Below are 22,069 nucleotides of genomic sequence, written 5' to 3'. Positions count from 1 at the left end.
TGCATGACGGCAGACCCCACCCGCGAAAGTCGTATCGACACGAGCCGGCCCCACCCGGCACGCGTCTACGACTGGCTGCTGGGCGGCAAGGACAACTATCCGGTTGATGAGGAGGTGGCGTCGAAACTGCCACCGGAAGCGCGTCTCAACGCCATGCGCAACAGGGCGTTCATGCACCGCGCGGCGGCCTGGCTGGCCGGCAACGGCATCGACCAGTTCCTCGATATCGGTACGGGCATCCCGACCCAGCCGAACCTGCATCAGATCGTGCAAGGCATAGCGCCGTCGGCGCGGATCGCCTACGCCGACAACGACCCCATCGTGCTGCGGCACGCGGAGGCTCTGCTCATCAGCAGTCCCGAGGGAAGCACCGACTACATCGAGGCCGACGTACGGAAGCCGGGAACCATCCTCGACCACGCCCGTACGTTCCTGGACTTCACCCGGCCCGTCGCGCTGTCGATGATCGCGTTGATGCACTTCATCACCGACGACGAGAACCCCTACGGTCTGACGCGGACGCTTCTCGACGCGCTGCCCTCGGGCAGTTACCTCATGTTCTCGCACGGCACCACGGATGAGCACCCGCACCTCGCCAAGTCGGTGACCACGACCTACCGCAAGGGCGAGATCCCCCTGCGCATGCGTACGCGGGCCGAGATCGAGCCGTTCTTCGAGGGCCTGGAACTGGTGGCTCCGGGGCTGGTCACAGCGACCAACTGGTACAAGGACTCACCGGCTCCCACTCAGGAGCTGAGCGGCTTCTACGTCGGCGTCGCCCGCGTGCCGTAAGAACGTGGAGGGCTGCTGTCGGGGTCGGCTCAGGCCTTCGGTCGCTCGTGGTACGACCGCCGCGTGTGCTCGGTGTGTTCGCGCATCAGGCGGGTCGCCAGCTGTTCGTCGCGGGCCGTGATCGCCGCGATCAGTTCGCGGTGCTCGATCCAGGACTGGTGGCCGCGCTGCCGGGCCACCGGCGTGTAGTACCAGCGGACCCGGCGGTCGACCTGGGCGGCGAGCTCGGCGAGGACCGCGTTCCCGGCCAGGTCCATGATCTTGGTGTGGAACGCGGCGTTCAGGGCGACGGCCCCGTCCACGTCGTCCGCGGCGACGGCCTTCTCGCCCTCGGCGCACAGGGATTCCAGCGCGGCCACTCCCGCGCTGCCCGCGTTGGCCGCCGCCAGCCGCGCCGCCTCCGCCTCCAACAGGGTGCGGACCGTGAGGAGTTGGTCGGCCTCGTCCTCCGTGGGCTCGTGGACGAACGCGCCCTGGGCGGGCCGGAGGTCGACCCAGCCCTCGGTGTTCAGCCGCTGCAGCGCCTCGCGCACCGGCTGCCGGGAGACGCCCAGGTGGCCGGCGAGTTCGCTCTCGACGAGGTGCTGGCCGGGCTGGAGGGCACGGGTGGTGATGAGTTCGAGCAGCGCCTCGTACACGCGGTCACGGAGCGGGCCGGGGCGTTCGAGCTTGGGCACCGCGCCCTGCGGCAGTCCGGCTGACAACATCGGGTCCCCCTTCGGCAGACACCCGTTACGAGCGGACACTCAGTATCGATTGTCTTTCGTCTACAGTCTACGGCGCACAACTGCCAGGGGAAGCGCGAGTTGACCACGTCACACCGCAGAACGCGCTCTCACGGACACCGCACGACCTGCCCGGCGTACGACAGGTTGCCGCCGAAGCCGAACAGCAGGACCGAGTCGCCGCTGGAGACGCGCCCCTGCTCGACGAGCTTGGACAGCGCGAGCGGGATGCTCGCGGCCGAGGTGTTGCCCGATTCGGTGACGTCCCTGGCGACCACCGCGTTGACCGCGCCGATCTTCTGGGCGAGCGGCTCGATGATCCGCAGGTTGGCCTGGTGCAGGACGACGGCGGCGAGGTCGACGGGGTCCACCCCGGCCTTCTCGCAGGCGCGCCGGGCGATGGGCGGCAGCTGGGTGGTGGCCCAGCGGTAGACGCTCTGCCCCTCCTGCGCGAACCGCGGCGGAGTGCCCTCGATCCGTACGGCATGGCTCATCTCGGGGACGGAACCCCACAGCACCGGGCCGATCCCGGGCTCCTCGCCCGGTCCGCAGGCCTCGACCACGGCCGCGCCCGCGCCGTCTCCGACCAGCACACACGTCGTGCGGTCGGTCCAGTCCGTCACCTCGGACATCTTGTCGGCGCCGATGACCAGGGCCCGGGTGGCGGCCCCGGCCCGTACGGTGTGGTCGGCGGTGGCGAGCGCGTGGGTGAAGCCGGCGCAGACGACGTTGACGTCCATCGCGGCGGGCTGCGGGATCCCGAGCCGGGCGGCGACGCGAGCGGCCATGTTCGGGGAGCGGTCGATCGCGGTGGAGGTGGCGACCAGCACCAGGTCGATGTCGCCGGGGGTGAGACCGGCGGCGGCCAGGGCCTTGGCCGCGGCGTGCGCGGCGAGTTCGTCGACGGGCTCGTCGGGCCCCGCGATGTGCCGGGTGCGGATGCCCACCCGGCTGCGGATCCACTCGTCACTGGTGTCCACCAGAGCCGCCAGGTCCTCGTTGGTGAGCACCTTGGCGGGCTGGTAGTGGCCGACGGCGGCGATGCGCGAGCCGTTCATGGGTGGTGGGTCCCCCTCGTTGCCTCGGTGTGGGCCCACCAGTCTGTTCAGTGACTCACGGGTACGACGGCACGTAAGGCCACAGGAAACGGGCGCCCGAGTTGTCGGCTTCTTGCAGACACTCAGACGCCCGAACATCCTTCTGGGTCACCCGTTGAACAGCTGTGTCGCTTTCTGTACGAGTTCATACACTCCGTAGGCGAAGGGCGCGCCCACCCAGAGCCAGGCGACGGCGATCAGCCAGCGGCGGTCGGTCTCAGGCGGGCTGCTCTCGTTCGACATCGACGGCCTCCCTGGGGGCGGGGATGTGGTGGCGGACGTTGACGGGCCGGATCAGCTCGTTGGCGACGAACCCGATGACGAGCAGCCCGATCATGATGCCGAAGGACAGGGTGTACAGGTCGGCGCCGTGCTTGCCGGCGTCCTTCTGGTGGTCGGCGATCCAGTTGACGATCAGCGGCCCGAGCACACCGGCCAGGGACCAGGCGGTGAGCAGCCGGCCGTGGATCGCGCCGACCTGGTAGGTGCCGAAGAGGTCCTTCAGATAGGCGGGGACGGTGGCGAAGCCGCCGCCGTAGAAGGAGAGGATCACGAGCGCGCAGAGGATGAACAGCGGCTTGGAGGAGTCCCCGAACAACGTGATGAGCAGGTACATCAGCGCGCCGACGCCGAGGTAGACGCGGTAGATGTTCTTGCGGCCGATCAGGTCCGAGGTGGACGACCAGCCGATGCGGCCCGCCATGTTGGCGGCGGACAGCAGGGCGACGAACCCGGCCGCCGCGGACACCGTCACCGGGGTGGAGCTGTCGGCGAAGAAGTCCGTGATCATCGGGGCGGCCTTCTCCAGGACGCCGATGCCCGCGGTCACGTTCATGCAGAGCACGACCCACAGGCACCAGAACTGCGGGGTGCGGATCGCGGTGTTCGCCGAGACCTGCACGCCCTCGAAGGCACTCGGCGCGTCCGCTGTGCTTTCGCGGTCCTCGCTGCGCGGCACCCGGATCAGCAGCACGCCGAGGGTCATGAAGACGGCGTACGACAGCCCGTGCACCAGGAAGGCGAGCGCGATGCCATCGTTGTCACTGCCGAAGGACGAGAGCATCTGCGCGGACCAGGGCGAGGCGATCAGCGCGCCGCCTCCGAAGCCCATGATGGCGATGCCGGTGGCCATGCCGGGCCGGTCCGGGAACCACTTGATCAGGGTGGAGACCGGCGAGATGTAGCCGATGCCGAGGCCGATGCCGCCGACGAAGCCGTAGCCCAGGACGATCAGCCAGTACTGCTTGGTCTCGGCGCCGAGCGCGGAGATCAGGAAGCCGGTGGAGAAGCAGACCAGGGCGACCGTCATCGCCCAGCGCGGTCCGTTGCGCTCGACGAGGGTGCCGCCGAACGCGGCCGACAGGCCGAGCATCACGATCGCGAGCTGGAAGGGCAGCGCGCTCTGGGTGCCGCTGAGGTTCAGCGCGGATTCGAGCGGCGGTTTGAAGACGCTCCAGGCGTAGGCCTGGCCGATGGAGAGGTGGACGGAGAGGGCGGCGGGCGGGACGAGCCAGCGGCTCCAGCCCGGCGGTGCTACAGGGGGGCTGCTCATGAGTCCCGAACGGTAGGGCCTGGCCAGGGTGGTTGAGAACCCGACGACTCGATCGTATGCGATGAGCGGTATCCAGAATGCGCCGAACGGTCGCTGTCCGAACCCTTGTCGGGCCTGACTCCATACTGTAGACAATATTTCGTCGACATGATTCGGCCGATGCTTCACACGATCCGGACACGACCCGGTCTCCCCCGAGGCCACCTCCGCGGTATCCCTCAAACCGAACGGAGTGTTCCGTGAAAGTCGCAGTCCTCGGCGCCGGTGCGATCGGCGCCTATGTCGGTGCCGCGCTCCACCGCGCGGGCGCCGACGTGCACCTCGTCGCCCGTGGACCCCATCTGGCGGCCATGAGGCAGTACGGAGTACGGGTGCTCAGCCCGCGCGGCGACTTCACCGCGCATACCCACGCCACCGACGACCCGGCCGAGGTCGGCCCGGTCGACTACGTCTTCCTGGGCCTGAAGGCCAACTCGTACGCGGCGTGCGGGCCGCTGATCGAGCCGTTGCTGCACGAGCGCACGGCGGTGGTCGCGGCCCAGAACGGCATCCCCTGGTGGTACTTCCACCGGCACGGCGGCCCCCACGACGGCCACCGCGTCGAGAGCGTCGACCCGGGCGGCGCGGTCAGCGCCGTACTCGCCCCCGAACGCGCCGTCGGCTGCGTCGTCTACGCGGCCACCGAGCTCGAAGCCCCGGGCGTGGTACGGCACCTGGAAGGCACCCGGTTCTCGATCGGCGAGCCCGACCGCAGTGTGTCCGAGCGCTGTCTGCGGTTCAGCGAGGCGATGCAGACCGGCGGGCTGAAGTGCCCGGTGGAGCCGGGGCTGCGCAACGACATCTGGCTCAAGCTGCTCGGCAACATCTCCTTCAACCCGATCAGCGCGCTGGCCCGGGCCACCATGCGGCAGATGTGCCTGCACGGCGGCACCCGCCGGGTCATCGAGATCATGATGCGCGAGACGCTCTCGGTCGCCGAGGCGCTCGGCTGCGAGGTCGGTGTCTCCATCGAACGCCGGCTCGCGGGCGCCGAGAAGGTCGGCGACCACCGCACCTCCACGCTCCAGGACCTGGAGCGCGGCAAGCCGCTGGAACTCGACGTGCTCCTGGCGGCCGTCGTCGAGCTGGCGGAGATCACCGGCGTGCAGGTGCCCACCCTGCGTACCGTGCACGCCATCTCGGACCTGCTCGCGCTGAGGAGCGCCGCATGAGGAAACGGCAGCAGAAGACCTATACCCGGCTCACCCACCCCCTGGTGCGGGACTCCCGTGACGAGCCGTTCCGGCGGGCGAGCTGGCAGGAGGCCCTGGAGCGCGCGGCCCGCGGCCTGGACCGCAACCGCGGCGCGTTCGGGCTGTTCTCCTGCGCCCGCGCCACCAACGAGATGAACTACGTGGCCCAGAAGTTCGCCCGGGTGGTGATGGGCACCAACAACGTCGACTCCTGCAACCGGACCTGCCACGCCCCGAGCGTGGCCGGCCTGAGCGCCGCCTTCGGCTCCGGCGGCGGCACGTCGTCGTACGAGGAGATCGAGCACACCGACGTCATCGTGATGTGGGGCTCCAACGCCCGCTTCGCGCACCCGATCTTCTTCCAGCACGTGCTGAAGGGCATCAGGAACGGCGCCCGGATGTACGCCGTCGATCCGCGCCGCACCTCCACCGCCGAGTGGGCGGAGAGCTGGCTCGGGCTGAACGTCGGCACGGACATCCCGATGGCGCACGCGATCGGCCGGGAGATCATCCACGCCGGGCTGGCCAACGAGGCGTTCGTCGAGCGGGCGACGACCGGCTTCGAGGAGTACCGGGCGCTCGTCGAACCGTGGACGCTGTCGCTGGCGGAGAAGGTGACCGGCGTTCCGGCCGCCGCGATACGGGAGTTGGCGCACGCCTACGCCCGCGCCGAGCGCGCCCAGCTGTGCTGGACCCTCGGCATCACGGAGCACCACAACGGCACCGACAACGTCCGCGCCCTGATCAACCTCTCCCTGCTCACCGGCCAGGTGGGCCGCTACGGCGCCGGGTTGCAGCCGCTGCGCGGCCAGAACAACGTGCAGGGCGGCGGCGACATGGGCGCGATCCCCAACCGCCTCCCCGGCTTCCAGGACATCCTCGACCCGGACGCCCGGCTGAAGTTCGAGTCGGCCTGGGACACGGTCATCCAGCCGCACTACGGGCTGAACCTCACCGAGATGTTCGAGGCGATGGAGGAGGGCACGCTCAAAGCGGTCTACTGCATCGGCGAGAACCCGGCCCAGTCGGAGGCCGACAGCGAGCAGGCGATCCGCCGGCTGAGCGCCCTCGACTTCCTGGTCGTCCAGGACATCTTCCTCACGAAGACGGCGGAGCTGGCGGACGTGGTGCTGCCCGCGACCGCCGGCTGGGCGGAGACCGAGGGCACGACCACCAACAGCGAACGGCGGGTGCAGCGGGTGCGCCGGGCCGTGACCCCGCCCGGCGAGGCCCGCGAGGACATCGACATCCTCTGCGACCTCGCCGCCCGCCTCGGCCACGACTGGAAGTACGCCGACGCCCAGGCCGTCTGGAACGAGCTGAGGTCGGTCTCCCCGGACCACTACGGGATGACGTACGACCGGCTCGCCGAGCACCAGGGCATCCAGTGGCCGTGCCCGAGCACCGAGCGCCTCGAACCGGCCTATCTGCACGGCAGGTTGTGGGAGAAGGACCCGGCGCGGCGCGGCATGCCGGCCCCCTTCGGGCTGGTCCGGCACGATCCGCCGGTCGACCTCACCGACGAGGAGTACCCCGTCCGGCTCACCACCGGGCGGCGGCTGGACTCCTACAACACCGGTGTGCAGAGCGGTGGTTACGCCTCCCCGCTGCGGCGCGGCGAGTACATCGAGCTGTGCCCGGAGGACGCCGAGCGGTACGGGGTCGTCGTCGGCGAGGAGGTCCAGGTGTCCTCGCGGCGGGGCTCGGTCGTGGCCCCCGTCTGGATCGACACCGCCCTGCGCCCCGGTCTCGCCTTCATGACCATGCACTTTCCCGACGAGGTGGACACCAACCAGCTGACGATCGAGGCCAACTGCCCGATCGCGGGGACGGCGGAGTTCAAGGCGTCGGCGATCCGTATCGACAAGCTCCCGGTCGCGACCATCGTGAGGTGACGTAAGTGGACCTGCACTTCGGCGACAGCAAACCGACGGACGAGGAACGGGCCGCCGTCGACGCCCTGCTCGGCCCTCCGGAGTCCTCCTGGGAGGGCGCCGACCGTTCCGACGCGGATCTGCGGTGGGCGCGCGGTGGCCGGGAGGCCCGGGACCGCCGCGACCTGCTGCTGCCGGGGCTGCACGCGATCAACGACCGGATCGGCTGGATCAGCGAGGGTGCCCTCGACTACCTCTGCCGCCGCCTGACGGTCCCGCCGGCCGAGGCCTACGGGGTCGCCACCTTCTACGCGATGTTCTCCGTCAGGCCCCGCCCGGCGACCGTCCTGCACGTCTGCACGGACCTGGCGTGCACGGCGGCCGGGGCGTCCGCACTGTGCGCCGGGGTCGAGGAGGGTCTCGGCCCCGGGGTGCACGTCGAGCGCAGCCCCTGTCTGGGCCTGTGCGAGCGGGCCCCGGCCGCCCTCGCGATCCGGGCCGGGGATCCGGTGCGTACGGCGGTGGCGGCCCCGGCGACGGTCAGGACGGCCGTCCTCGCGGCCACCGCGCCCGACTCGGCCGCCGAGGAGCCGTCGGCCGCGACGGCCGTACCGCAGGCGGGACAGGAGGGTCTGACCCTGTTGCAGCGGGTGGGCGTGGTCGACCCGTCCTCGCTCGACGACTACCGGGCGCACGGCGGCTACACCGCCCTGCGCCAGGCCTTCGCCCTCGGGCCCGCCGGGGTCATCCGCGAGGTCACCGACTCCGGCCTGGTCGGGCGCGGTGGCGCCGCCTTCCCCACCGGCCGCAAATGGCAGGCCACGGCGTCCCAGCCGGACCGCCCGCACTACCTCGTCTGCAACGCCGACGAATCCGAGCCGGGCACCTTCAAGGACCGCGTCCTCATGGAGGGCGACCCGTTCGCGCTGGTGGAGGCGATGACCGTCGCGGCGTACGCGATCGGCGCGCTCCGGGGCTTCCTGTACATCCGCGGCGAATATCCGCGCGCGACACGGCGGATACAGCACGCGGTCGACCAGGCCCGCGCCCGCGGTCTGCTCGGCGACGACATCCTCGGTCAGGGCTTCGCCTTCGACATCGAGATCCGGCGCGGGGCGGGGGCGTACATCTGCGGTGAGGAGACGGCCCTGTTCAACTCCATCGAGGGCTACCGGGGCGAGCCGCGTTCGAAGCCGCCGTTCCCGGTGGAGAAGGGGCTGTTCGGCAGACCGACGGTCGAGAACAACGTGGAGACACTGGTCAACGTCCTGCCGATCCTGACCATGGGCGCCCCGGCGTACGCGGCGATCGGGACCGCCAGGTCCACCGGGCCCAAGCTGTTCTGCGTGTCGGGAAGCGTGACCCGCCCCGGTGTCTACGAGCTCCCCTTCGGCGCCACGCTCGGCGAGCTGCTGCAACTCGCCGGAGTGCAGGACGACTTGCGGGCCGTGCTGCTCGGCGGGGCCGCCGGCGGCTTCGTACGGCCGGACGAACTCGGCATCCCGCTCACCTTCGAGGGCACCCGGGAGGCGGGCACCACGCTCGGCTCCGGTGTCGTCATGGCCTTCGACGGCACCGTGCCGCTGCCCCGGCTCCTGCTCCGCATCGCGGAGTTCTTCCGGGACGAGTCCTGCGGGCAGTGTGTGCCGTGCCGGGTGGGGACGGTCCGGCAGGAGGAGGCGCTGCACCGGATCGCCGAGCGCACCGGCGCCGGCGCGGCCGATGACATCGCGCTGCTGCGCGAGGTCGGCCGGGCGATGCGGGACGCCTCGATCTGCGGTCTCGGCCAGACCGCCTGGAACGCCGTGGAATCCGCCATCGACCGTCTGGGGGCGTACGCATGACCGTCATACCGCTGGGGATCCCGCGCCGGCTGCTGGAGTTCACGCTCGACGGCCGGGAGGCCCGGGTCCCGGAGGGCTCGACGATCCTGGATGCCTGCCGGGCGGCCGGGGAGGACGTCCCGACGCTGTGCGAGGGCGACACCCTGCGCCCGAAGAACGCCTGCCGGGTGTGCGTGGTCGAGGTGGAGGGGTCCCGGACCCTGGTGCCGGCCTGCTCCCGGAAGGCCGAGCCGGGCATGGTGGTGCGCACCGGCACCGAGCGCGTCCGGCACAGCCGCAGGATCGTCCTGGAGCTGCTGGCCTCCTCGGTGGACCTGTCGACGACCCCGCGGGCCGCCGAGTGGATCAAGGAGTACGAGGCGAAACCGGACCGTTTCGGCCCCGACGCGGCCCGCCTGGACGAGGAGCCCAGGGTCGACAACGATCTGTATGTGCGCGACTACGACAAGTGCATCCTCTGCTACAAGTGTGTGGACGCCTGCGGCGACCAGTGGCAGAACAGCTTCGCGATCTCGGTCGCCGGGCGGGGCTTCGACGCCCGGATCGCCGTCGAGCACGACGCCCCGCTGACCGACTCGGCCTGTGTCTACTGCGGGAACTGTGTGGAGGTGTGTCCGACCGGGGCGCTGTCGTTCAAGTCGGAGTTCGACATGCGGGCGGCGGGCACCTGGGACGAGTCCCGGCAGACGGAGACGACCACGGTGTGCGCGTACTGCGGTGTGGGCTGCAACCTCACGCTCCACGTGCAGGACAATGAGATAGTCAAGGTCACCTCGCCGCACGACAACCCGGTGACCCACGGCAACCTCTGCATCAAGGGCCGTTTCGGCTACCAGCACGTACAGAACCGGGGCTGATCAGACCATGGGACGAGTCACGGAACGACGCAAGGTCATCCGCATCCGCGACGGAGCGGTCTCCGCCCGGCCGGACACACTCGTCGCCGAGGAACCGCTGGAGATCAGACTCAACGGGAAACCCCTGGCCATCACGATGCGCACGCCCGGCGACGACTTCGCGCTGGCGGCCGGGTTCCTGGTCAGCGAGGGGGTGCTGGCGACCGCCGACGACCTGCAGAACATCGTGTACTGCGCGGGCGCCACGGTCGACGGGTCCAACACCTACAACGTGGTCGACGTGCGGACCACGCCGGGCGTCAAGCTGCCCGACTTCACTCTGGAGCGGAACGTCTACACGTCCTCGTCCTGCGGGCTGTGCGGCAAGGCCAGCCTCGACGCGGTGCGTACGACGGCTCGCTGGCCGATCGCCGACACTCCCCCGGTCCGGGTCGGACCCGAGCTACTCGCGAGCCTCCCCGACCGGCTGCGCGCGGCCCAGCAGGTGTTCGACCGGACCGGGGGGCTGCACGCGGCGGCCCTGTTCTCCGAGGACGGGGAGTTGCTGGACATCCGGGAGGACGTCGGCCGGCACAACGCGGTCGACAAACTGGTCGGGCGGGCTTTGCAGCACGGCGGCCTGCCGCTGTCCCGCGCGATCCTGCTGGTCTCCGGGCGGGCCTCCTTCGAGCTGGCGCAGAAGGCGGTGATGGCGGGCATCCCGCTGCTGGCGGCGGTCTCCGCGCCGTCCTCGCTGGCGGTGGACCTGGCGGCGGAGACCGGGCTGACCCTGGTCGGCTTCCTGCGGGGCAGCAACATGAACGTGTACGCGGGCGAGGACCGTATCGCCCTGCGGGCCGCGGCCGCCCAGGGCTGAACGGTTCCCCGCGGCACGGCGGCGGGGCCCCGACCGGCGGGGAGCGCCCCCTGCGCCGCAGGGGCCCCGCCTCAGTCGGGCACCGCGACGCCCGCCGCGGCCTCGGCGAACGCGGCGATCAGCGCAGAGCGCCGGCCGGCCGCCCAGGCCAGCAGCACCCGGTCGGGATCGGCGTCGGAGACCGGGACGTAGGCGATGTCCGGGCGGGAGTACTGCTCGGCGACCGAGTGCGGCACCAGGGTGATGCCGCTGCCCGCGGCCACGCGCTCGAACTTCTCCTCGATGGTGCGCAGCGGCAGGTCGCCGGGGAGGGGATCGTTGTAGCGCAGCCACCGCTCGCCGTCGAGGTCGGTGAGCGAGATCTCCGCTTTCCCGGCGAGCCGGTGCTCGGCGGGCAGCATGGCCACGCGGGGCTCGCTGTACAGGGGGCGCAGTTCCAGTCCGTCCTCCCGGACGGGCCGCCGTACGTAGGCGATGTCGACGGTGCCGTCGAGGACGAGCTGCTCCTGGTCGTCCCACTCGATGCGGCGGGCGCCCGCCTCGACGTCCGGGTGGGCCGCGGTGAAGGCGCGCAGCGCGGGGGTGACGACGACACCGGCGCGGAAGCCGACGACGAGCCGCCGCCGGCCGCGTGCGGCCTGGAGGACGCGGCGCCGGGTGCCGTCGGCGGTGGCCAGCAACTGGTGTGCGTCGTCGAGGAGTTGGCGTCCGGCGTCGGTCAAGGTGACGCCGTGGCTGTCCCGTACGAACAGTTCGGCGCCCAGGTCCTTCTCCAGCGCGCGGATCTGACGGCTGAGCACCGGCTGGGCGATGTGCAGCAGCTCGGCCGCCCGGCCGAAGTGGAGGAGTTCGGCGACCGCCGTGAAGTAACGGATCTTGCGCAGATCCAGGTCCATGCCCACACCTCCTGGCCGGTGACGGCGATGCCTTCAGGGTATCGCCACCGCCGGAAGAGGTCTTGGACGGCCGGTGCCGCCGGGCCGCAGGCTGGAAGCGTCCGAACGGGACGGAACAGCAGCTTGGAGAGGAGCAGGCCATGGGTCTGCAGGGACAGCGTGTCGTCGTCATCGGAGGTACGTCGGGCATCGGGCTCGCGGTCGCCGAGGGCGCGGCGCGGGAGGGCGCGCGGGTGGTCGTCGCCTCGCGCCGGCAGGAGAGCGTGGACGCGGCGCTGAAGGTGCTGCCCGAGGACGCCGAGGGCCAGCTGCTGGACGCCACCGACGAGGACGCGGTGCGCGGCTTCTTCGCGCGGCTCGGCGGATACGACCACCTGGTGTTCACGGCGGGTGAGTCGCTGCTGCTGGAGACCGTGGCCGAGACGAGCGTCGGGGCGGCCCGGCGTTTCCTGGACACCCGGCTGTTCGGTGCGTACACGGCGGTGAAGTACGGCGCCGGGTCGATCCGCCCGGGTGGGTCGGTGGTGCTGACCACGGGCACGGCGGGGCAGCGGCCGATGCCGGGTTCGAGCGTCGCGTCGGCGCTGTGCGGGGCGATGGAGGCGCTGACCCGGGCGCTGGCCGTGGAGCTGGCGCCGGTGCGGGTCAACGTGGTGTCGCCGGGAGTGGTGCGGACCGAGCTGTGGCGGGAGCTGCCGGAGGCGGACCGGGACGGTCTCTTCCGGTCGTCCGCCGAGTCGCTGCCGGTGGGGCGGGTCGGCGAGCCGGCGGATGTGGCGGAGGCGTACCTCTACCTGATGCGTGGGGGGTACAGCACCGGGTCGGTGGTGGTCGTGGACGGGGGCGGGTCGCTGGTCTGAGCGGTCAGGCCGGGGTGAGGCGTACGTCGGCGGCGGTCACGACCGTGCCCAGGCGCGGGAAGTCGAGCCGGACGGACGCCTCGTGCTCGGCGGCGGTGAGGGCGGCCATGGCGTCCGCCACGAAGACCAGGTCGTAGCCGAGGTCGGCGGCGGCGCGGGCGGTGGACTCGACGCCGAGGTTGGTGGCGATGCCGCCGAACACCAGACGGGTGACGCCGAGCCGGCGCAGCCGGGCGTCGAGTTCCGTGCCCTGGAAGCCGCCGATCGTGCGCTTGACGATCTCCACGTCTGCGTCTCTGCGCAGTCCGGCCACCAGTCCGCTGCCCGGCGGCTGCTCGGCGAGCGCGGGCCGTTCGACGCGCAGGAGCACCACGGGTGCGCCGGCCGCACGGAAGGAGTGGGCCAGCTCCTCCGCGGTGTGCAGGACTTCGGTGCCCTTGCGGGGCTCCAGGGGCAGCGCGACGATGCGGTCCATCAGGTCGACGAGGACGAGAGCGGTGCGCGCCGGGTCGAGCGCCAGGGGTGCGGTCATGACGGAACGTTAGCCGTCATCAGCCGTCCGTACCGGAAATCCGGATCAACAGGCCCGTGAACCGGTCGCGTTCGGCAGCCGGCGACACCGGTGGCCGCGCCTTTCGCCGGCCGCTCAGCGGCCGGCGGTCCCGGTGCCGACGGCCGACCGTGACTGCGCCGCGGGGGCGGGCGGAGGCGCGGGGTCCACGGGGTCCTCCTGGGCCTCCGGGTCGTGGGCGCGGCGCTTGGCGATGACCGCGCACACCATGAGCTGCATCTGGTGGAAGAGCATCAGCGGCAGCACGGCCAGCGAGGCGTGGGCACCGAACAGGACGCTGGCCATGGGCAGTCCGGAGGCGAGGGACTTCTTCGACCCGGCGAACTGGATGGCGATGCGGTCGCCGCGGCCGAAGCCCAGCGCCTTGGCGCCGTACCAGGTCAGGACGAGCATCACGGCGAGCAGCACCGCCTCGACGGCGAGCAGCCCGGCCAGCCGGACGGCGCTGACCTGGTGCCAGATGCCCCGGACCATGCCCTCGCTGAACGCGGTGTAGACGACCAGCAGGATCGAGCCGCGGTCGACCAGGCCGAGGACCTTCTTGTGCCGGGCGATGAACTCCCCGATCCACCGCCGCAGCAACTGTCCGGCGACGAACGGCACCAGCAGCTGGAGGACGATCTTGACGATCGAGTCGGCGGAGAAGCCGCCTCCGTTGCCGCCGAGCAGGGCGGCGGCGAGCAGCGGGGTGAGGACGATGCCGATCAGCGAGGAGAAGGACCCGGCGCAGATCGCGGCGGGCACGTTGCCCCGGGCGATCGAGGTGAAGGCGATCGACGACTGGATGGTCGAGGGCACCAGGGTGAGGAAGAGCAACCCTTGGTAGAGCGGATGGGTGAGCAGCACGGGCACCAGGCCGCGGGCGGCCAGGCCGAGCACCGGGAAGATCACGAAGGTGCAGACCAGGACCGTGACATGAAGCCGCCAGTGCCGCAGTCCGTCGACGGCCTCGCGGGTGGAGAGCCGGGCGCCGTAGAGGAAGAAGAGAAAGGCGATCGCGGCCGTGGAGGCGCCGGAGGCCACGTCGGCGGCGGTGTCCCGGGCCGGGAGGAGCGCGGCGATGCCTACCGTCCCGAGCAACAGCAGGACGTACGGGTCGATCGGCATCCAACGGGGCCAGCTCAGGCGTTTCACGGTGCTCCACTTGCGGTCGGTCAATGGTGTCGAACCGGCGCGGACGCCGGGCTCTCGCCGGTGGCCGGAAGGGCCCTCTCCATCGTCCTCCTCCGGCACGTGATCGGGAATCCGGTATACCACTCTGACTGCCATCGCGTTCCGCGATAACATGTTCGAGTGTACGACCCTACGCAGTTGCGGACCTTCCTCGCGGTGGCCCAGACACTCAGCTTCACCCAGGCCGCCCGCCGCCTGGGACTGCGCCAGTCGACGGTCAGCCAGCACGTACGCCGTCTGGAGGACGCGGCCGGCCGCCAGCTGTTCTCCCGGGACACCCACTCGGTGGAACTGACCGAGGACGGCGAGGCCATGCTCGGCTTCGCCCGCCGGATCCTGGAGGTGCACGAGCAGGCGGCGGCCTTCTTCACCGGGACCAGGGTGCGCGGCCGGCTCCGGTTCGGCGCGTCGGAGGACTTCGTCCTCACCCGGCTGCCGGAGATCCTGGAGGGCTTCCGTTCCGACCACCCCGAGGTCGACCTGGAGCTGACGGTGGAGCTGTCGGGCACCCTGCACGAGCAGCTGGCGGCCGGGAAGCTGGACCTGGTGCTGGCGAAGCGGCGCGCGGAGGATCCGCTGGGCGAGCTGGTCTGGCACGACGACCTGGTGTGGATCGGTGCGGAGCGGCTCCGTCTGGACCCCGACCGCCCGGTCCCGCTGATCGTCTATCCCCCGCCGGGCATCACCCGTGCCCTGGCCCTGGAGGCGCTGGAACGCCAGGGCCGCGAGTGGCGCATCGTCTGCACCAGCGGCAGCCTCAACGGCCTGATCGCGGCGGCGCGGGCGGGCCTGGGGGTGATGGCCCACTCGAAGGGCCTGGTCCCGCCGGGGCTGTTCCGCGTCCCGGACCGGGCGGGCCTCCCGGAGCTGGACAAGATCGACTTCGTACTGGTGCACGGCCACCGGCGCTCACCGGCGCAGTCGGCGGCGGACGCGCTCGCGGCGGCGATCCTCCGGGGCGGCGAGCGCCTGCACCGGAGGAGCTGACCGTCTCGGCTCCGCCCCGGCGACGCGCGCCTCACCACACCTCCTGATACGTCAGCTGCTTCACCCTGCGCAGAAACGGCGTGGCCTCCACGTGCTGCACCCCCTCCAGCCGTCCGAGCGGCCCGCTGAGGTAGGCGTAGAGACCGGCCGTGTTCCGCACCACCGCGGTGACGACGATGTGCGAGGGCCCGGCGGTGGCCGCCGCGAACGCCACCTCGTCGTGCTCTGCGAGGGCCTCCCCCACGGAGTGCATCGCGGACGGCGCGGTGGTGATCCACAGCACCGCCGCCGTGCCGTACCCGAGGACCTCGGAGCGGTACTCGATGTCGATGTACACCGCCCCGGAGGCGATCAGCGCGGCCAGCCGGCGCTTCACCGCCGACTCGGACCGCCCGGTGGCCCGCTGCAACTCCGGGTAGGTCGCCCTGCCGTCCCGTTCCAGCGCGGCGAGCAGCGGCGCGTCCTCGGGGTCCAGGCGCGCCGGCCCGTCGCCCCCGGTCACCGGCGGGCGCAGGGCGGCGACCTGGTCGTCGGTCAGCGCCCGGAACTTCCGCATCCACCCGGACGGACCGCCGTAGAAGCGGTGCAGGATCTGCTGGGCGCGGATCTCCACCACGCTGGGGGTGCGCGGCAGCTTGCCGAGCAGCAGGTCGTCGTGGTCGCCGGGGTGGCGCGGCCGGGTCATACAGGCGATCTCGGTGCCGCCGGAGGCCAGCCCGATCCAGGCGGTGTCGGGGCGTTTGGCGAGGGCGTCGGCGATGACGGCGGCGCCGTCGGGCGCGCAGCGCAGCCGGAGCATCCACTGGTCCTGGCCGAGCCGTTCGGCGTCCCGGACCGCGACCACCCGCAGTCCGGCCTCGGCGCACAGTCCCCGGTAGCGGCGGGCGATGGTCTGGTCGGAGACGCCGAGCACCGCCCCGATCCGGCTGAAGGAGGCCCGGCCGTCGACCTCCAGCGCGCTGAGCAGCCGCAGGTCCAGCTCGTCGAACGTGTCGGATTCCAGCGCCAGCACGACCTCTCCCATCGGATTCCGCCGATCACCCTCACTTCACCGCCCTGATCGGCCGGAGGGGCCCCATGGTACGGAGTGACATCGAGCCGTTCTGCCGAGGAGTGAAGAGATGCGCAGGTGGGGGCCGCTGACCGCGGTGTGTCTGGGAACGTTCATGTTGTTGCTCGACGTGACGATCGTGGTGGTGGCGCTGCCGGACATGGCGGCGGCACTGCACGCGTCCCTGAGCGATCTGCAGTGGGTGGTGGACGGCTACGCCCTGGCGCTGGCCGCGCTCCTGCTGGGGGCGGGGGCGGCGGCCGACATCCTCGGCCGGCGCCGGGTGCATGTGGCCGGTGTCGTGCTGTTCGCCGCGGCGAGCCTGCTGTGCGGGCTGGCGCCGGGGCCGGGGACGCTGGTGGCGGCACGGGCCGTGCAGGGGGTGGGCGCGGCCGCGATGTTCGCGACCACGCTGCCGCTGCTCGGCTCGGTCTACCAGGGGCGGCAGCGGTCGGCGGCGCTCGGCGTGTGGGGCGCGGTGAACGGCGGGGCCGCGGCGGTCGGCCCTGTGGTCGGCGGGCTGCTGACGGCGGGGCCCGGCTGGCGGTGGATCTTCCTGGTGAACCTGCCGGTCAGCGTGGTCGCGGTGTGGCTGACGCTGCGGGTCGTACCGGAGTCTCGGGGTCCGCGGGGGATGCGCGTGGACTGGGCGGGTACGGTCGCGTTCGCGCTGTTCGCCGGTGGCGTGACCTACGGGGTCGTACGGGCCGGGGAGGACGGCTGGACGGCGTCGGCGGCGCTCGGCGCGTTCGCCGCGGCGGCCCTGGGGCTGCTGGTGTTCGTGCTGGTGGAACGGCGGGCCGCGCATCCCCTGCTGGACCTGTCGCTGCTGCGCGGACGGTCGTTCACCGGCGTGATGCTGGGGGCGTTCGCGTTCAGCGGGGTCGCGTTCGGGGCGCTGCCGTACGTGTCGATCTGGATGCAGACCCTGCTCGGGATGACCCCGGTGCGGGGCGGCCTGACGCTGCTGCCGATGACGGTGGCGGCGATGGTGGTCGCGGTGCTGGTGGGACGGCTGCTGCACGGGGCGCCGGCCCGGCTGACGGTCGGCGGCGGGCTGCTGCTGATCGGCGCGGGCGACCTCTGCCAGGCCGTGCTGGGCGCGGGCTCCTCCTGGACCGCGCTGATACCCGGGTTCGTGTTGGTGGGTGTCGGCACGGGGCTCGTGTCGCCGACGGTCGCGGGCGCGGCGCTGGCCGCGGTGCCCGCGGAGCGGGCCGGGATGGCGGGCGGTGCGGTGAACACGGTCCGGCAGCTGGGCTACGCGCTCGGGGTCGCCGTCTCCGGGACCGTGGTGACCTCCAGGATGACCGGCGCCCTCCCGCACGACGCGGCGCACACACTGGCGGGCGGCGGCACCGGAGCCCTGCGCGGGACCTTCGCCGAGCACACCCTGCGCTCGGCCTTCGCCTCGGGGCTGAACGGTGCCCTGCTGGTGCTGGGGGGTGCCTCGGTGGTGGCGGGCGCGCTGGTCCTGGTGCTGGTGCGGGCCCCGCGCGTGGACGGCCCAGTGACGAAAACGGCGCCGACGGCGCAGTCCTCGGAGGACACGGCACTGCCGCGGGCCTGACCGGCCGGTAACCGGCCGGGGGCGGTAATCGGGTCGTACAGATTCAGTGGAGATTACGGAGGCGGAACTTACTCAACCGTAAGGATTCTGTCCGACCCTTCCCCATGTGAGGGTATTTTCCAGGCACCGGCGGGCGTATACGAGAGCAATGCTCGTTTTCGCACCCCCTCCCGAACGGTCTGCCGGTGGGGTAGCTTTCACGGCGCTGTGCGGAGCGTGACTGGGGAGCGAGAAGCGGGAGCGGGGTTTGCGCGAGTTCACCAACCCGCCGTTGGCGTCGGCACCGCCGGTCGGCGGTCTGGCCGACTGTGTGTTCGAGCATGCCCTGGCGGACCCGCTGCACATCGCCCTGGGCCGCAAGGACGACCTCGGCCAGTGGCGGGAGGTGACCTCCGCCGAGTTCCGCGACGAGGTCCTGGCCCTCGCCAAGGGCCTGCTGGCGCGCGGCATCCGGTTCGGCGACCGGGTCGCGATCATGTCCCGCACCCGCTACGAGTGGACCCTGTTCGACTTCGCCCTGTGGACGATCGGTGCCCAGGTGGTGCCGGTCTACCCCACGTCGTCGGCCGAACAGTGCTTCTGGATGCTGTACGACGCCGAGTGCACGGCCGCGATCGTGGAGCACGAGGACCACGCGATGACGATCGCCACCGTCATCGACCGGCTGCCGCAGCTGCGCCAGCTGTGGCAGCTGGACTCCGGCGCGGTGCAGGAGCTGTACGACGCGGGCGCGCACCTGGAGGACGAGGTCGTGCACCGGCACCGGCAGGCGGTCACCCCGGACTCGGTCGCCACGATCATCTACACCTCCGGCACCACCGGCCGCCCGAAGGGCTGTGTGCTCTCGCACGGCAACTTCATGTTCGAGTCGGACACGGTCGTCGGCCGCTGGGAGTCGGTGTTCCGGGCGAAGAAGGGCGAGGAGGTCTCCACCCTGCTCTTCCTGCCGCTCGCGCACGTCTTCGGCCGCATGGTGGAGGTGGCCGCGATCCGGCACGGCGTGCGCTTCGGCCACCAGCCGCAGCTGAACGCGGCCGCGCTGCTGCCCGACCTGGCCGCGTTCCGGCCGACGTTCATCCTGGCCGTGCCCTACATCTTCGAGAAGGTGTTCAACGCGGCCCGGCGGAAGGCGGAGAAGGAGGGCAAGGGCGGCCCGTTCGAGAAGGCGGTGGAGATCGCGGTGAAGTACGCGGACGCCGTCGAGGCGAAGGCGTGGGGCACCGGACCCGGCCCGTCGGCGTCACTGCGCATGCAGCACCAGCTCTTCGACAAGCTCGTCTACTCCAAGGTGCGGGCGGCGATGGGCGGCCGGATCCGCAACGCCATGTCCGGCGGCTCGGCCATGGACCGCAGGCTCGGCCTGTTCTTCGCCGGCGCGGGCGTGCAGATCTACGAGGGTTACGGCCTGACCGAGTCGACCGCGGCGGCCACCGCCAACCCGCCCGAGCGCACCCGCTACGGCACGGTCGGCCAGGCCGTCCCGGGCACCACCGTGCACATCGCGGACGACGGCGAGGTCTGGCTGCACGGCGGCCATGTCTTCCAGGGCTACCTCAACAACCAGAAGGCCACCGACGCCTCCCTGCACGACGGCTGGCTGGCCACCGGCGACCTGGGCTCCCTGGACGAGGACGGCTATCTCACCATCACCGGCCGCAAGAAGGAGATCCTGGTGACCTCCGGCGGCAAGAGCGTCTCCCCCGGTGTCCTGGAGGAGCGGGTGCGCGACCATCCGCTGGTCAACCAGTGCATCGTCGTCGGCAACGACCGCCCCTACATCGCGGCCCTGGTCACGCTGGACACCGAGGCCGTCGAGCACTGGCTGCAGATGCGCGGCAAGCCCCGGATGTCCGAGGCCCAGCTGGTGCGCGACGCCGACCTGGAGACCGAGGTGCGGCGCGCGGTGGTGGCCGCCAACACCCTGGTCTCACAGGCCGAGTCGATCCGTACCTTCCGTATCCTCGCCCAGCCGTTCACCGAGGAACACGGCTTGCTGACCCCGTCGTTGAAGCTGAAGCGCAAGGCGATCGAGAACGCCTACGCCAACGAGGTCGAGGCCCTCTACCGGGCCTGACGGCCCGTCAGCCGGTCACTTGATGTCGATCCGGAAGACCTTGTCGGATCCGTCGGGCTCGTTGCCGTTGTTGTCGCAGTTGGTGGTGGACAGCCACAGCTGGTCGGCGCCCGGCACCTTGGTCACGGTCCGCAGGCGACCGTACGTGCCCACGTAGTACGCCGTCGGCGTGCCGACGCTCTCGCCGTCGCCGTTGATCGGGATGCGCCACAGCCGTTCGCCGCGCAGGGACGCCATGTAGACGACGTTGCGGACGATGGCGATCCCGCTCGGCGAGGCCTCCGACACGTTCCAGGTGGCCTTCGGGTTGGTCATCCCCGCGACCGAGCAGGTGCCCTCGCAGGTCGGCCAGCCGTAGTTGGCGCCCGGCTTGATCAGGTTCAGCTCGTCCTTGGAGCTGTTGCCGAACTCGGCCTCCCACAGCCGCCCGTTGCGGTCGAAGGCGAGGCCCTGCGGGTTGCGGTGGCCGAGGCTGTAGACGTAGTTCCCGAACGGGTTGCCCGGGGCCGCCTTCCCGTCCGTCGTCATCCGCAGGATCTTGCCGTTCAGGGAGTTCCTGTCCTGGGCGAGATCGGGTGTCTGGGCCTCGCCGGTGGAGACGTAGAGATAGCCGTCGGGGCCGAAGAGAAGCCGTCCGCCGTTGTGGTAGCGGTTCTTCTTGATGCCCTGGAGCAGGATCTTGTAGTCGCTGAGCTTGGTGCCGTCGTAGGTCATGCGCACGACCCGGTTGCCCTCGGACGCGGTGTGCATGAAGTAGACGTAGTGGTTCGTCTGCCACCCGGGGTCGACCGCGACCCCGAGCAGCCCGCCCTCGCCGTTGGTGGTGACGGCGTTCGGGACGGTCCCCACCTGGGTCTTCGTACCGTCCTTGGTCACCTTCCAGACCCGGAAGTCGTCCCGCTCGGTGACCAGGGCGGTCTTGCCGTCGGGCATCCAGTAGGTGCCCCAGGGGATCGTCCACCCGGAGGAGAGCGTGGCGACGGAGGAGGGGACACCGCCGTCGGTGGCGCAGGCCTTGGTGGTGAAGGTGACGCTGTTGCTCGGCTCGGAGACGTTGGCGGCCGCGTCCCGGGCGACGACGTCCAGGGTGTAGGGGCTGTCGCAGGCGAGGCCGGTGAGGGTGCTGTTCGTGGCGCCGGTGACCGTCCGGTAGACCGTCGCCCCGCTGCGGATGTCGTACGCGGTCACCGCCCGGTCGTCGGTGGACGCACCCCAGGTGAGGTCGACGGTGTTCGCCGTGATGCCGGCCGCTGACAGGGTGCCGGGCCGGGTGGGCGGGGTGGTGTCGGAACTCGGCTTCGTCGTGCAGTCGACCACCGGGCTGGCCGGCGAGGTGTTCCCTGCCGCGTCACGGGCGATGACGGTGAGGTCGTAGGTGGTGTTCGGGGTGAGCCCCGTCAGCGCCTTCGACGTCGAACCACCGGGCGCCTCACCGATCTTGTTGCCGTGCTCGTAGAGGTCGTACGCGGTTACGCCCACGTTGTCGGTGGCGGCGCCCCAGCCGAGGGTGAGTCGGTCCTCTCCGATGTCTGAGCAGGACGGCCGGCCGGGGCTGGTGGGGGCCTGGGTGTCGGCGGCCGTGTCGAGGCCGGCCTTGTCGAGGTTGGGGCCGCCGTTGGCGGTGGTCGCGGTGGCACGGATCTTGTTGGAGCCCGCGGTCAGCGGGACGTCGAGGGTCTTGGTGGTCCAGGTGTTCCAGTCGGCGGTGGCCGGGAAGGAGACGCCGGACGCGACGACCGTGCCGTTGACGGAGATGTCCATCGGCCGGTCGACGGCGGTGCCGTTGGCGAAGCGGAGGGTGAGCGCCGAGGTGCCCGCCACGGTCGCGCTCACCGTGAACTCCACGTAGGAGCCCTTGATGTTGGTGTAGTCGACGAAGCCGGTGCCCGTGTAGCCGGTGTGGTTGGTGGCGACCGTGCCCTGGGAGATCGTCGCGCTCTCGGCCTGGTATTCGGTGGCCGCGAGGGCGGTGCCCTGGCTCAGCCCGGCCAGCGGCAGCGCGAGCACCGCGGCCAGCCCGTAGGGCAGAACTCTCTTGGGATTCATGGAGGTTGCTCC

Annotated in this window: 19 protein-coding genes; 10 read left to right on the top strand and 9 right to left on the bottom strand. The window is 71.3% G+C overall.

The features are described 5' to 3' along the window. Positions 1 to 3 precede the first annotated feature (3 nt). Positions 4 to 792 (top strand): SAM-dependent methyltransferase, encoded by a 789-nt coding sequence (locus ACGFZQ_RS10730; protein WP_393840024.1) that lies wholly within the window; start codon positions 4 to 6, stop codon positions 790 to 792. A gap of 29 nt (positions 793 to 821) precedes the next feature. Here ACGFZQ_RS10730 and ACGFZQ_RS10725 read toward each other — a convergent pair whose 3' ends face one another. The 4 genes from ACGFZQ_RS10725 to ACGFZQ_RS10710 all read right to left on the bottom strand — a co-directional run bounded on the left by ACGFZQ_RS10725 (position 822) and on the right by ACGFZQ_RS10710 (position 4,166). Next, positions 822 to 1,499, bottom strand: coding sequence for a GntR family transcriptional regulator (locus ACGFZQ_RS10725; RefSeq protein WP_351730475.1), 678 nt, complete (start codon positions 1,497 to 1,499; stop codon positions 822 to 824). A gap of 128 nt (positions 1,500 to 1,627) precedes the next feature. After that, positions 1,628 to 2,575, bottom strand: a complete 948-nt coding sequence (locus tag ACGFZQ_RS10720) for a beta-ketoacyl-ACP synthase III (protein WP_393840023.1) — start codon at positions 2,573 to 2,575, stop codon at positions 1,628 to 1,630. A gap of 147 nt (positions 2,576 to 2,722) precedes the next feature. Beyond that, on the bottom strand, positions 2,723 to 2,857 hold the full coding sequence (locus ACGFZQ_RS10715) for a hypothetical protein (protein ID WP_351730470.1): 135 nt from the start codon (positions 2,855 to 2,857) through the stop codon (positions 2,723 to 2,725). After that, positions 2,832 to 4,166: an OFA family MFS transporter gene (locus ACGFZQ_RS10710; RefSeq protein ID WP_393840022.1), complete on the bottom strand. Its 1,335-nt coding sequence runs from the start codon at positions 4,164 to 4,166 to the stop codon at positions 2,832 to 2,834. Before ACGFZQ_RS10710 ends, ACGFZQ_RS10715 begins: the two co-directional genes overlap by 26 nt. A gap of 239 nt (positions 4,167 to 4,405) precedes the next feature. On the opposite strand from ACGFZQ_RS10710, the gene ACGFZQ_RS10705 reads away from it, so the two are divergent. Genes ACGFZQ_RS10705 through fdhD form a run of 5 tightly spaced genes read left to right on the top strand, consistent with a single transcriptional unit; the run spans position 4,406 to position 10,829 of the window. Continuing rightward, a complete protein-coding gene (locus ACGFZQ_RS10705) occupies positions 4,406 to 5,377 on the top strand; it encodes a 2-dehydropantoate 2-reductase (RefSeq protein ID WP_393840021.1) in 972 nt (323 codons plus the stop codon). Further along, positions 5,374 to 7,293, top strand: a complete 1,920-nt coding sequence (locus ACGFZQ_RS10700) for a molybdopterin oxidoreductase family protein (RefSeq protein ID WP_393840020.1) — start codon at positions 5,374 to 5,376, stop codon at positions 7,291 to 7,293. Before ACGFZQ_RS10705 ends, ACGFZQ_RS10700 begins: the two co-directional genes overlap by 4 nt. 5 nt (positions 7,294 to 7,298) lie before the next feature. Then, positions 7,299 to 9,116: an NADH-ubiquinone oxidoreductase-F iron-sulfur binding region domain-containing protein gene (locus tag ACGFZQ_RS10695; protein WP_393840019.1), complete on the top strand. Its 1,818-nt coding sequence runs from the start codon at positions 7,299 to 7,301 to the stop codon at positions 9,114 to 9,116. Continuing rightward, positions 9,113 to 9,973: a 2Fe-2S iron-sulfur cluster-binding protein gene (locus tag ACGFZQ_RS10690; RefSeq protein WP_393840018.1), complete on the top strand. Its 861-nt coding sequence runs from the start codon at positions 9,113 to 9,115 to the stop codon at positions 9,971 to 9,973. The genes ACGFZQ_RS10695 and ACGFZQ_RS10690 overlap by 4 nt, the downstream gene beginning before the upstream one ends. A 7-nt stretch (positions 9,974 to 9,980) precedes the next feature. After that, positions 9,981 to 10,829, top strand: coding sequence for a formate dehydrogenase accessory sulfurtransferase FdhD (gene fdhD, locus ACGFZQ_RS10685; RefSeq protein ID WP_393840017.1), 849 nt, complete (start codon positions 9,981 to 9,983; stop codon positions 10,827 to 10,829). A 71-nt stretch (positions 10,830 to 10,900) separates the two neighbouring features. Here fdhD and ACGFZQ_RS10680 read toward each other — a convergent pair whose 3' ends face one another. Beyond that, positions 10,901 to 11,725: a LysR family transcriptional regulator gene (locus ACGFZQ_RS10680; RefSeq protein ID WP_393840016.1), complete on the bottom strand. Its 825-nt coding sequence runs from the start codon at positions 11,723 to 11,725 to the stop codon at positions 10,901 to 10,903. A gap of 140 nt (positions 11,726 to 11,865) precedes the next feature. Here ACGFZQ_RS10680 and ACGFZQ_RS10675 point away from each other — a divergent pair, with 140 nt between their 5' ends. Further along, positions 11,866 to 12,585, top strand: coding sequence for an SDR family oxidoreductase (locus tag ACGFZQ_RS10675; RefSeq protein ID WP_393840015.1), 720 nt, complete (start codon positions 11,866 to 11,868; stop codon positions 12,583 to 12,585). A gap of 4 nt (positions 12,586 to 12,589) precedes the next feature. On the opposite strand, the gene ACGFZQ_RS10670 is transcribed toward ACGFZQ_RS10675, so the two are convergent. Beyond that, positions 12,590 to 13,117, bottom strand: coding sequence for an isochorismatase family protein (locus ACGFZQ_RS10670; RefSeq protein WP_393840014.1), 528 nt, complete (start codon positions 13,115 to 13,117; stop codon positions 12,590 to 12,592). A gap of 114 nt (positions 13,118 to 13,231) precedes the next feature. After that, entirely contained in the window at positions 13,232 to 14,263 is a 1,032-nt protein-coding gene (locus ACGFZQ_RS10665) for a bile acid:sodium symporter family protein (protein WP_393840013.1), read from the bottom strand. A gap of 186 nt (positions 14,264 to 14,449) precedes the next feature. On the opposite strand from ACGFZQ_RS10665, the gene ACGFZQ_RS10660 reads away from it, so the two are divergent. Continuing rightward, a complete protein-coding gene (locus tag ACGFZQ_RS10660) occupies positions 14,450 to 15,316 on the top strand; it encodes a LysR substrate-binding domain-containing protein (protein ID WP_393840012.1) in 867 nt (288 codons plus the stop codon). A 31-nt stretch (positions 15,317 to 15,347) separates the two neighbouring features. Here the strand turns inward: ACGFZQ_RS10660 and ACGFZQ_RS10655 are convergent, their stop codons facing one another. Then, positions 15,348 to 16,340 carry an Lrp/AsnC family transcriptional regulator gene (locus ACGFZQ_RS10655; RefSeq protein ID WP_393840011.1) on the bottom strand — a complete coding sequence of 331 codons (993 nt, stop codon included), beginning with the start codon at positions 16,338 to 16,340 and terminating at the stop codon, positions 15,348 to 15,350. Positions 16,341 to 16,437: 97 nt separating this feature from the next. Between ACGFZQ_RS10655 and ACGFZQ_RS10650 the strand changes: the two genes are divergently transcribed. After that, positions 16,438 to 17,937 (top strand): MFS transporter, encoded by a 1,500-nt coding sequence (locus ACGFZQ_RS10650; protein ID WP_393840010.1) that lies wholly within the window; start codon positions 16,438 to 16,440, stop codon positions 17,935 to 17,937. Between the two features lie 247 nt (positions 17,938 to 18,184). Continuing rightward, positions 18,185 to 20,011: an AMP-dependent synthetase/ligase gene (locus ACGFZQ_RS10645; RefSeq protein ID WP_393840009.1), complete on the top strand. Its 1,827-nt coding sequence runs from the start codon at positions 18,185 to 18,187 to the stop codon at positions 20,009 to 20,011. A 15-nt stretch (positions 20,012 to 20,026) separates the two neighbouring features. Here the strand turns inward: ACGFZQ_RS10645 and ACGFZQ_RS10640 are convergent, their stop codons facing one another. Beyond that, positions 20,027 to 22,057, bottom strand: coding sequence for a PQQ-dependent sugar dehydrogenase (locus ACGFZQ_RS10640; protein ID WP_393840008.1), 2,031 nt, complete (start codon positions 22,055 to 22,057; stop codon positions 20,027 to 20,029). Positions 22,058 to 22,069: the final 12 nt, after the last annotated feature.

This window comes from Streptomyces sp. NPDC048254 (assembly GCF_043201895.1).
In the GTDB taxonomy this organism is placed as follows: domain Bacteria; phylum Actinomycetota; class Actinomycetes; order Streptomycetales; family Streptomycetaceae; genus Streptomyces.
Note: the sequence above shows the minus strand (reverse complement) of the source record. Positions and strands in the feature narration are given on the sequence as shown.

Coding starts and splice junctions, on each gene's coding strand:
- ACGFZQ_RS10690 (WP_393840018.1), top strand. CDS start 9,113: ATGACCGTCATACCGCTGGGGATCCCGCGCCGGCTGCTGGAGTTCACG.
- ACGFZQ_RS10730 (WP_393840024.1), top strand. CDS start 4: ATGACGGCAGACCCCACCCGCGAAAGTCGTATCGACACGAGCCGGCCC.
- ACGFZQ_RS10700 (WP_393840020.1), top strand. CDS start 5,374: ATGAGGAAACGGCAGCAGAAGACCTATACCCGGCTCACCCACCCCCTG.
- ACGFZQ_RS10670 (WP_393840014.1), bottom strand. CDS start 13,117: ATGACCGCACCCCTGGCGCTCGACCCGGCGCGCACCGCTCTCGTCCTC.
- ACGFZQ_RS10665 (WP_393840013.1), bottom strand. CDS start 14,263: ATGCCGATCGACCCGTACGTCCTGCTGTTGCTCGGGACGGTAGGCATC.
- ACGFZQ_RS10710 (WP_393840022.1), bottom strand. CDS start 4,166: ATGAGCAGCCCCCCTGTAGCACCGCCGGGCTGGAGCCGCTGGCTCGTC.
- ACGFZQ_RS10715 (WP_351730470.1), bottom strand. CDS start 2,857: ATGTCGAACGAGAGCAGCCCGCCTGAGACCGACCGCCGCTGGCTGATC.
- ACGFZQ_RS10640 (WP_393840008.1), bottom strand. CDS start 22,057: ATGAATCCCAAGAGAGTTCTGCCCTACGGGCTGGCCGCGGTGCTCGCG.
- fdhD (WP_393840017.1), top strand. CDS start 9,981: ATGGGACGAGTCACGGAACGACGCAAGGTCATCCGCATCCGCGACGGA.
- ACGFZQ_RS10720 (WP_393840023.1), bottom strand. CDS start 2,575: ATGAACGGCTCGCGCATCGCCGCCGTCGGCCACTACCAGCCCGCCAAG.
- ACGFZQ_RS10725 (WP_351730475.1), bottom strand. CDS start 1,499: ATGTTGTCAGCCGGACTGCCGCAGGGCGCGGTGCCCAAGCTCGAACGC.
- ACGFZQ_RS10650 (WP_393840010.1), top strand. CDS start 16,438: ATGCGCAGGTGGGGGCCGCTGACCGCGGTGTGTCTGGGAACGTTCATG.
- ACGFZQ_RS10675 (WP_393840015.1), top strand. CDS start 11,866: ATGGGTCTGCAGGGACAGCGTGTCGTCGTCATCGGAGGTACGTCGGGC.
- ACGFZQ_RS10680 (WP_393840016.1), bottom strand. CDS start 11,725: ATGGACCTGGATCTGCGCAAGATCCGTTACTTCACGGCGGTCGCCGAA.
- ACGFZQ_RS10655 (WP_393840011.1), bottom strand. CDS start 16,340: ATGGGAGAGGTCGTGCTGGCGCTGGAATCCGACACGTTCGACGAGCTG.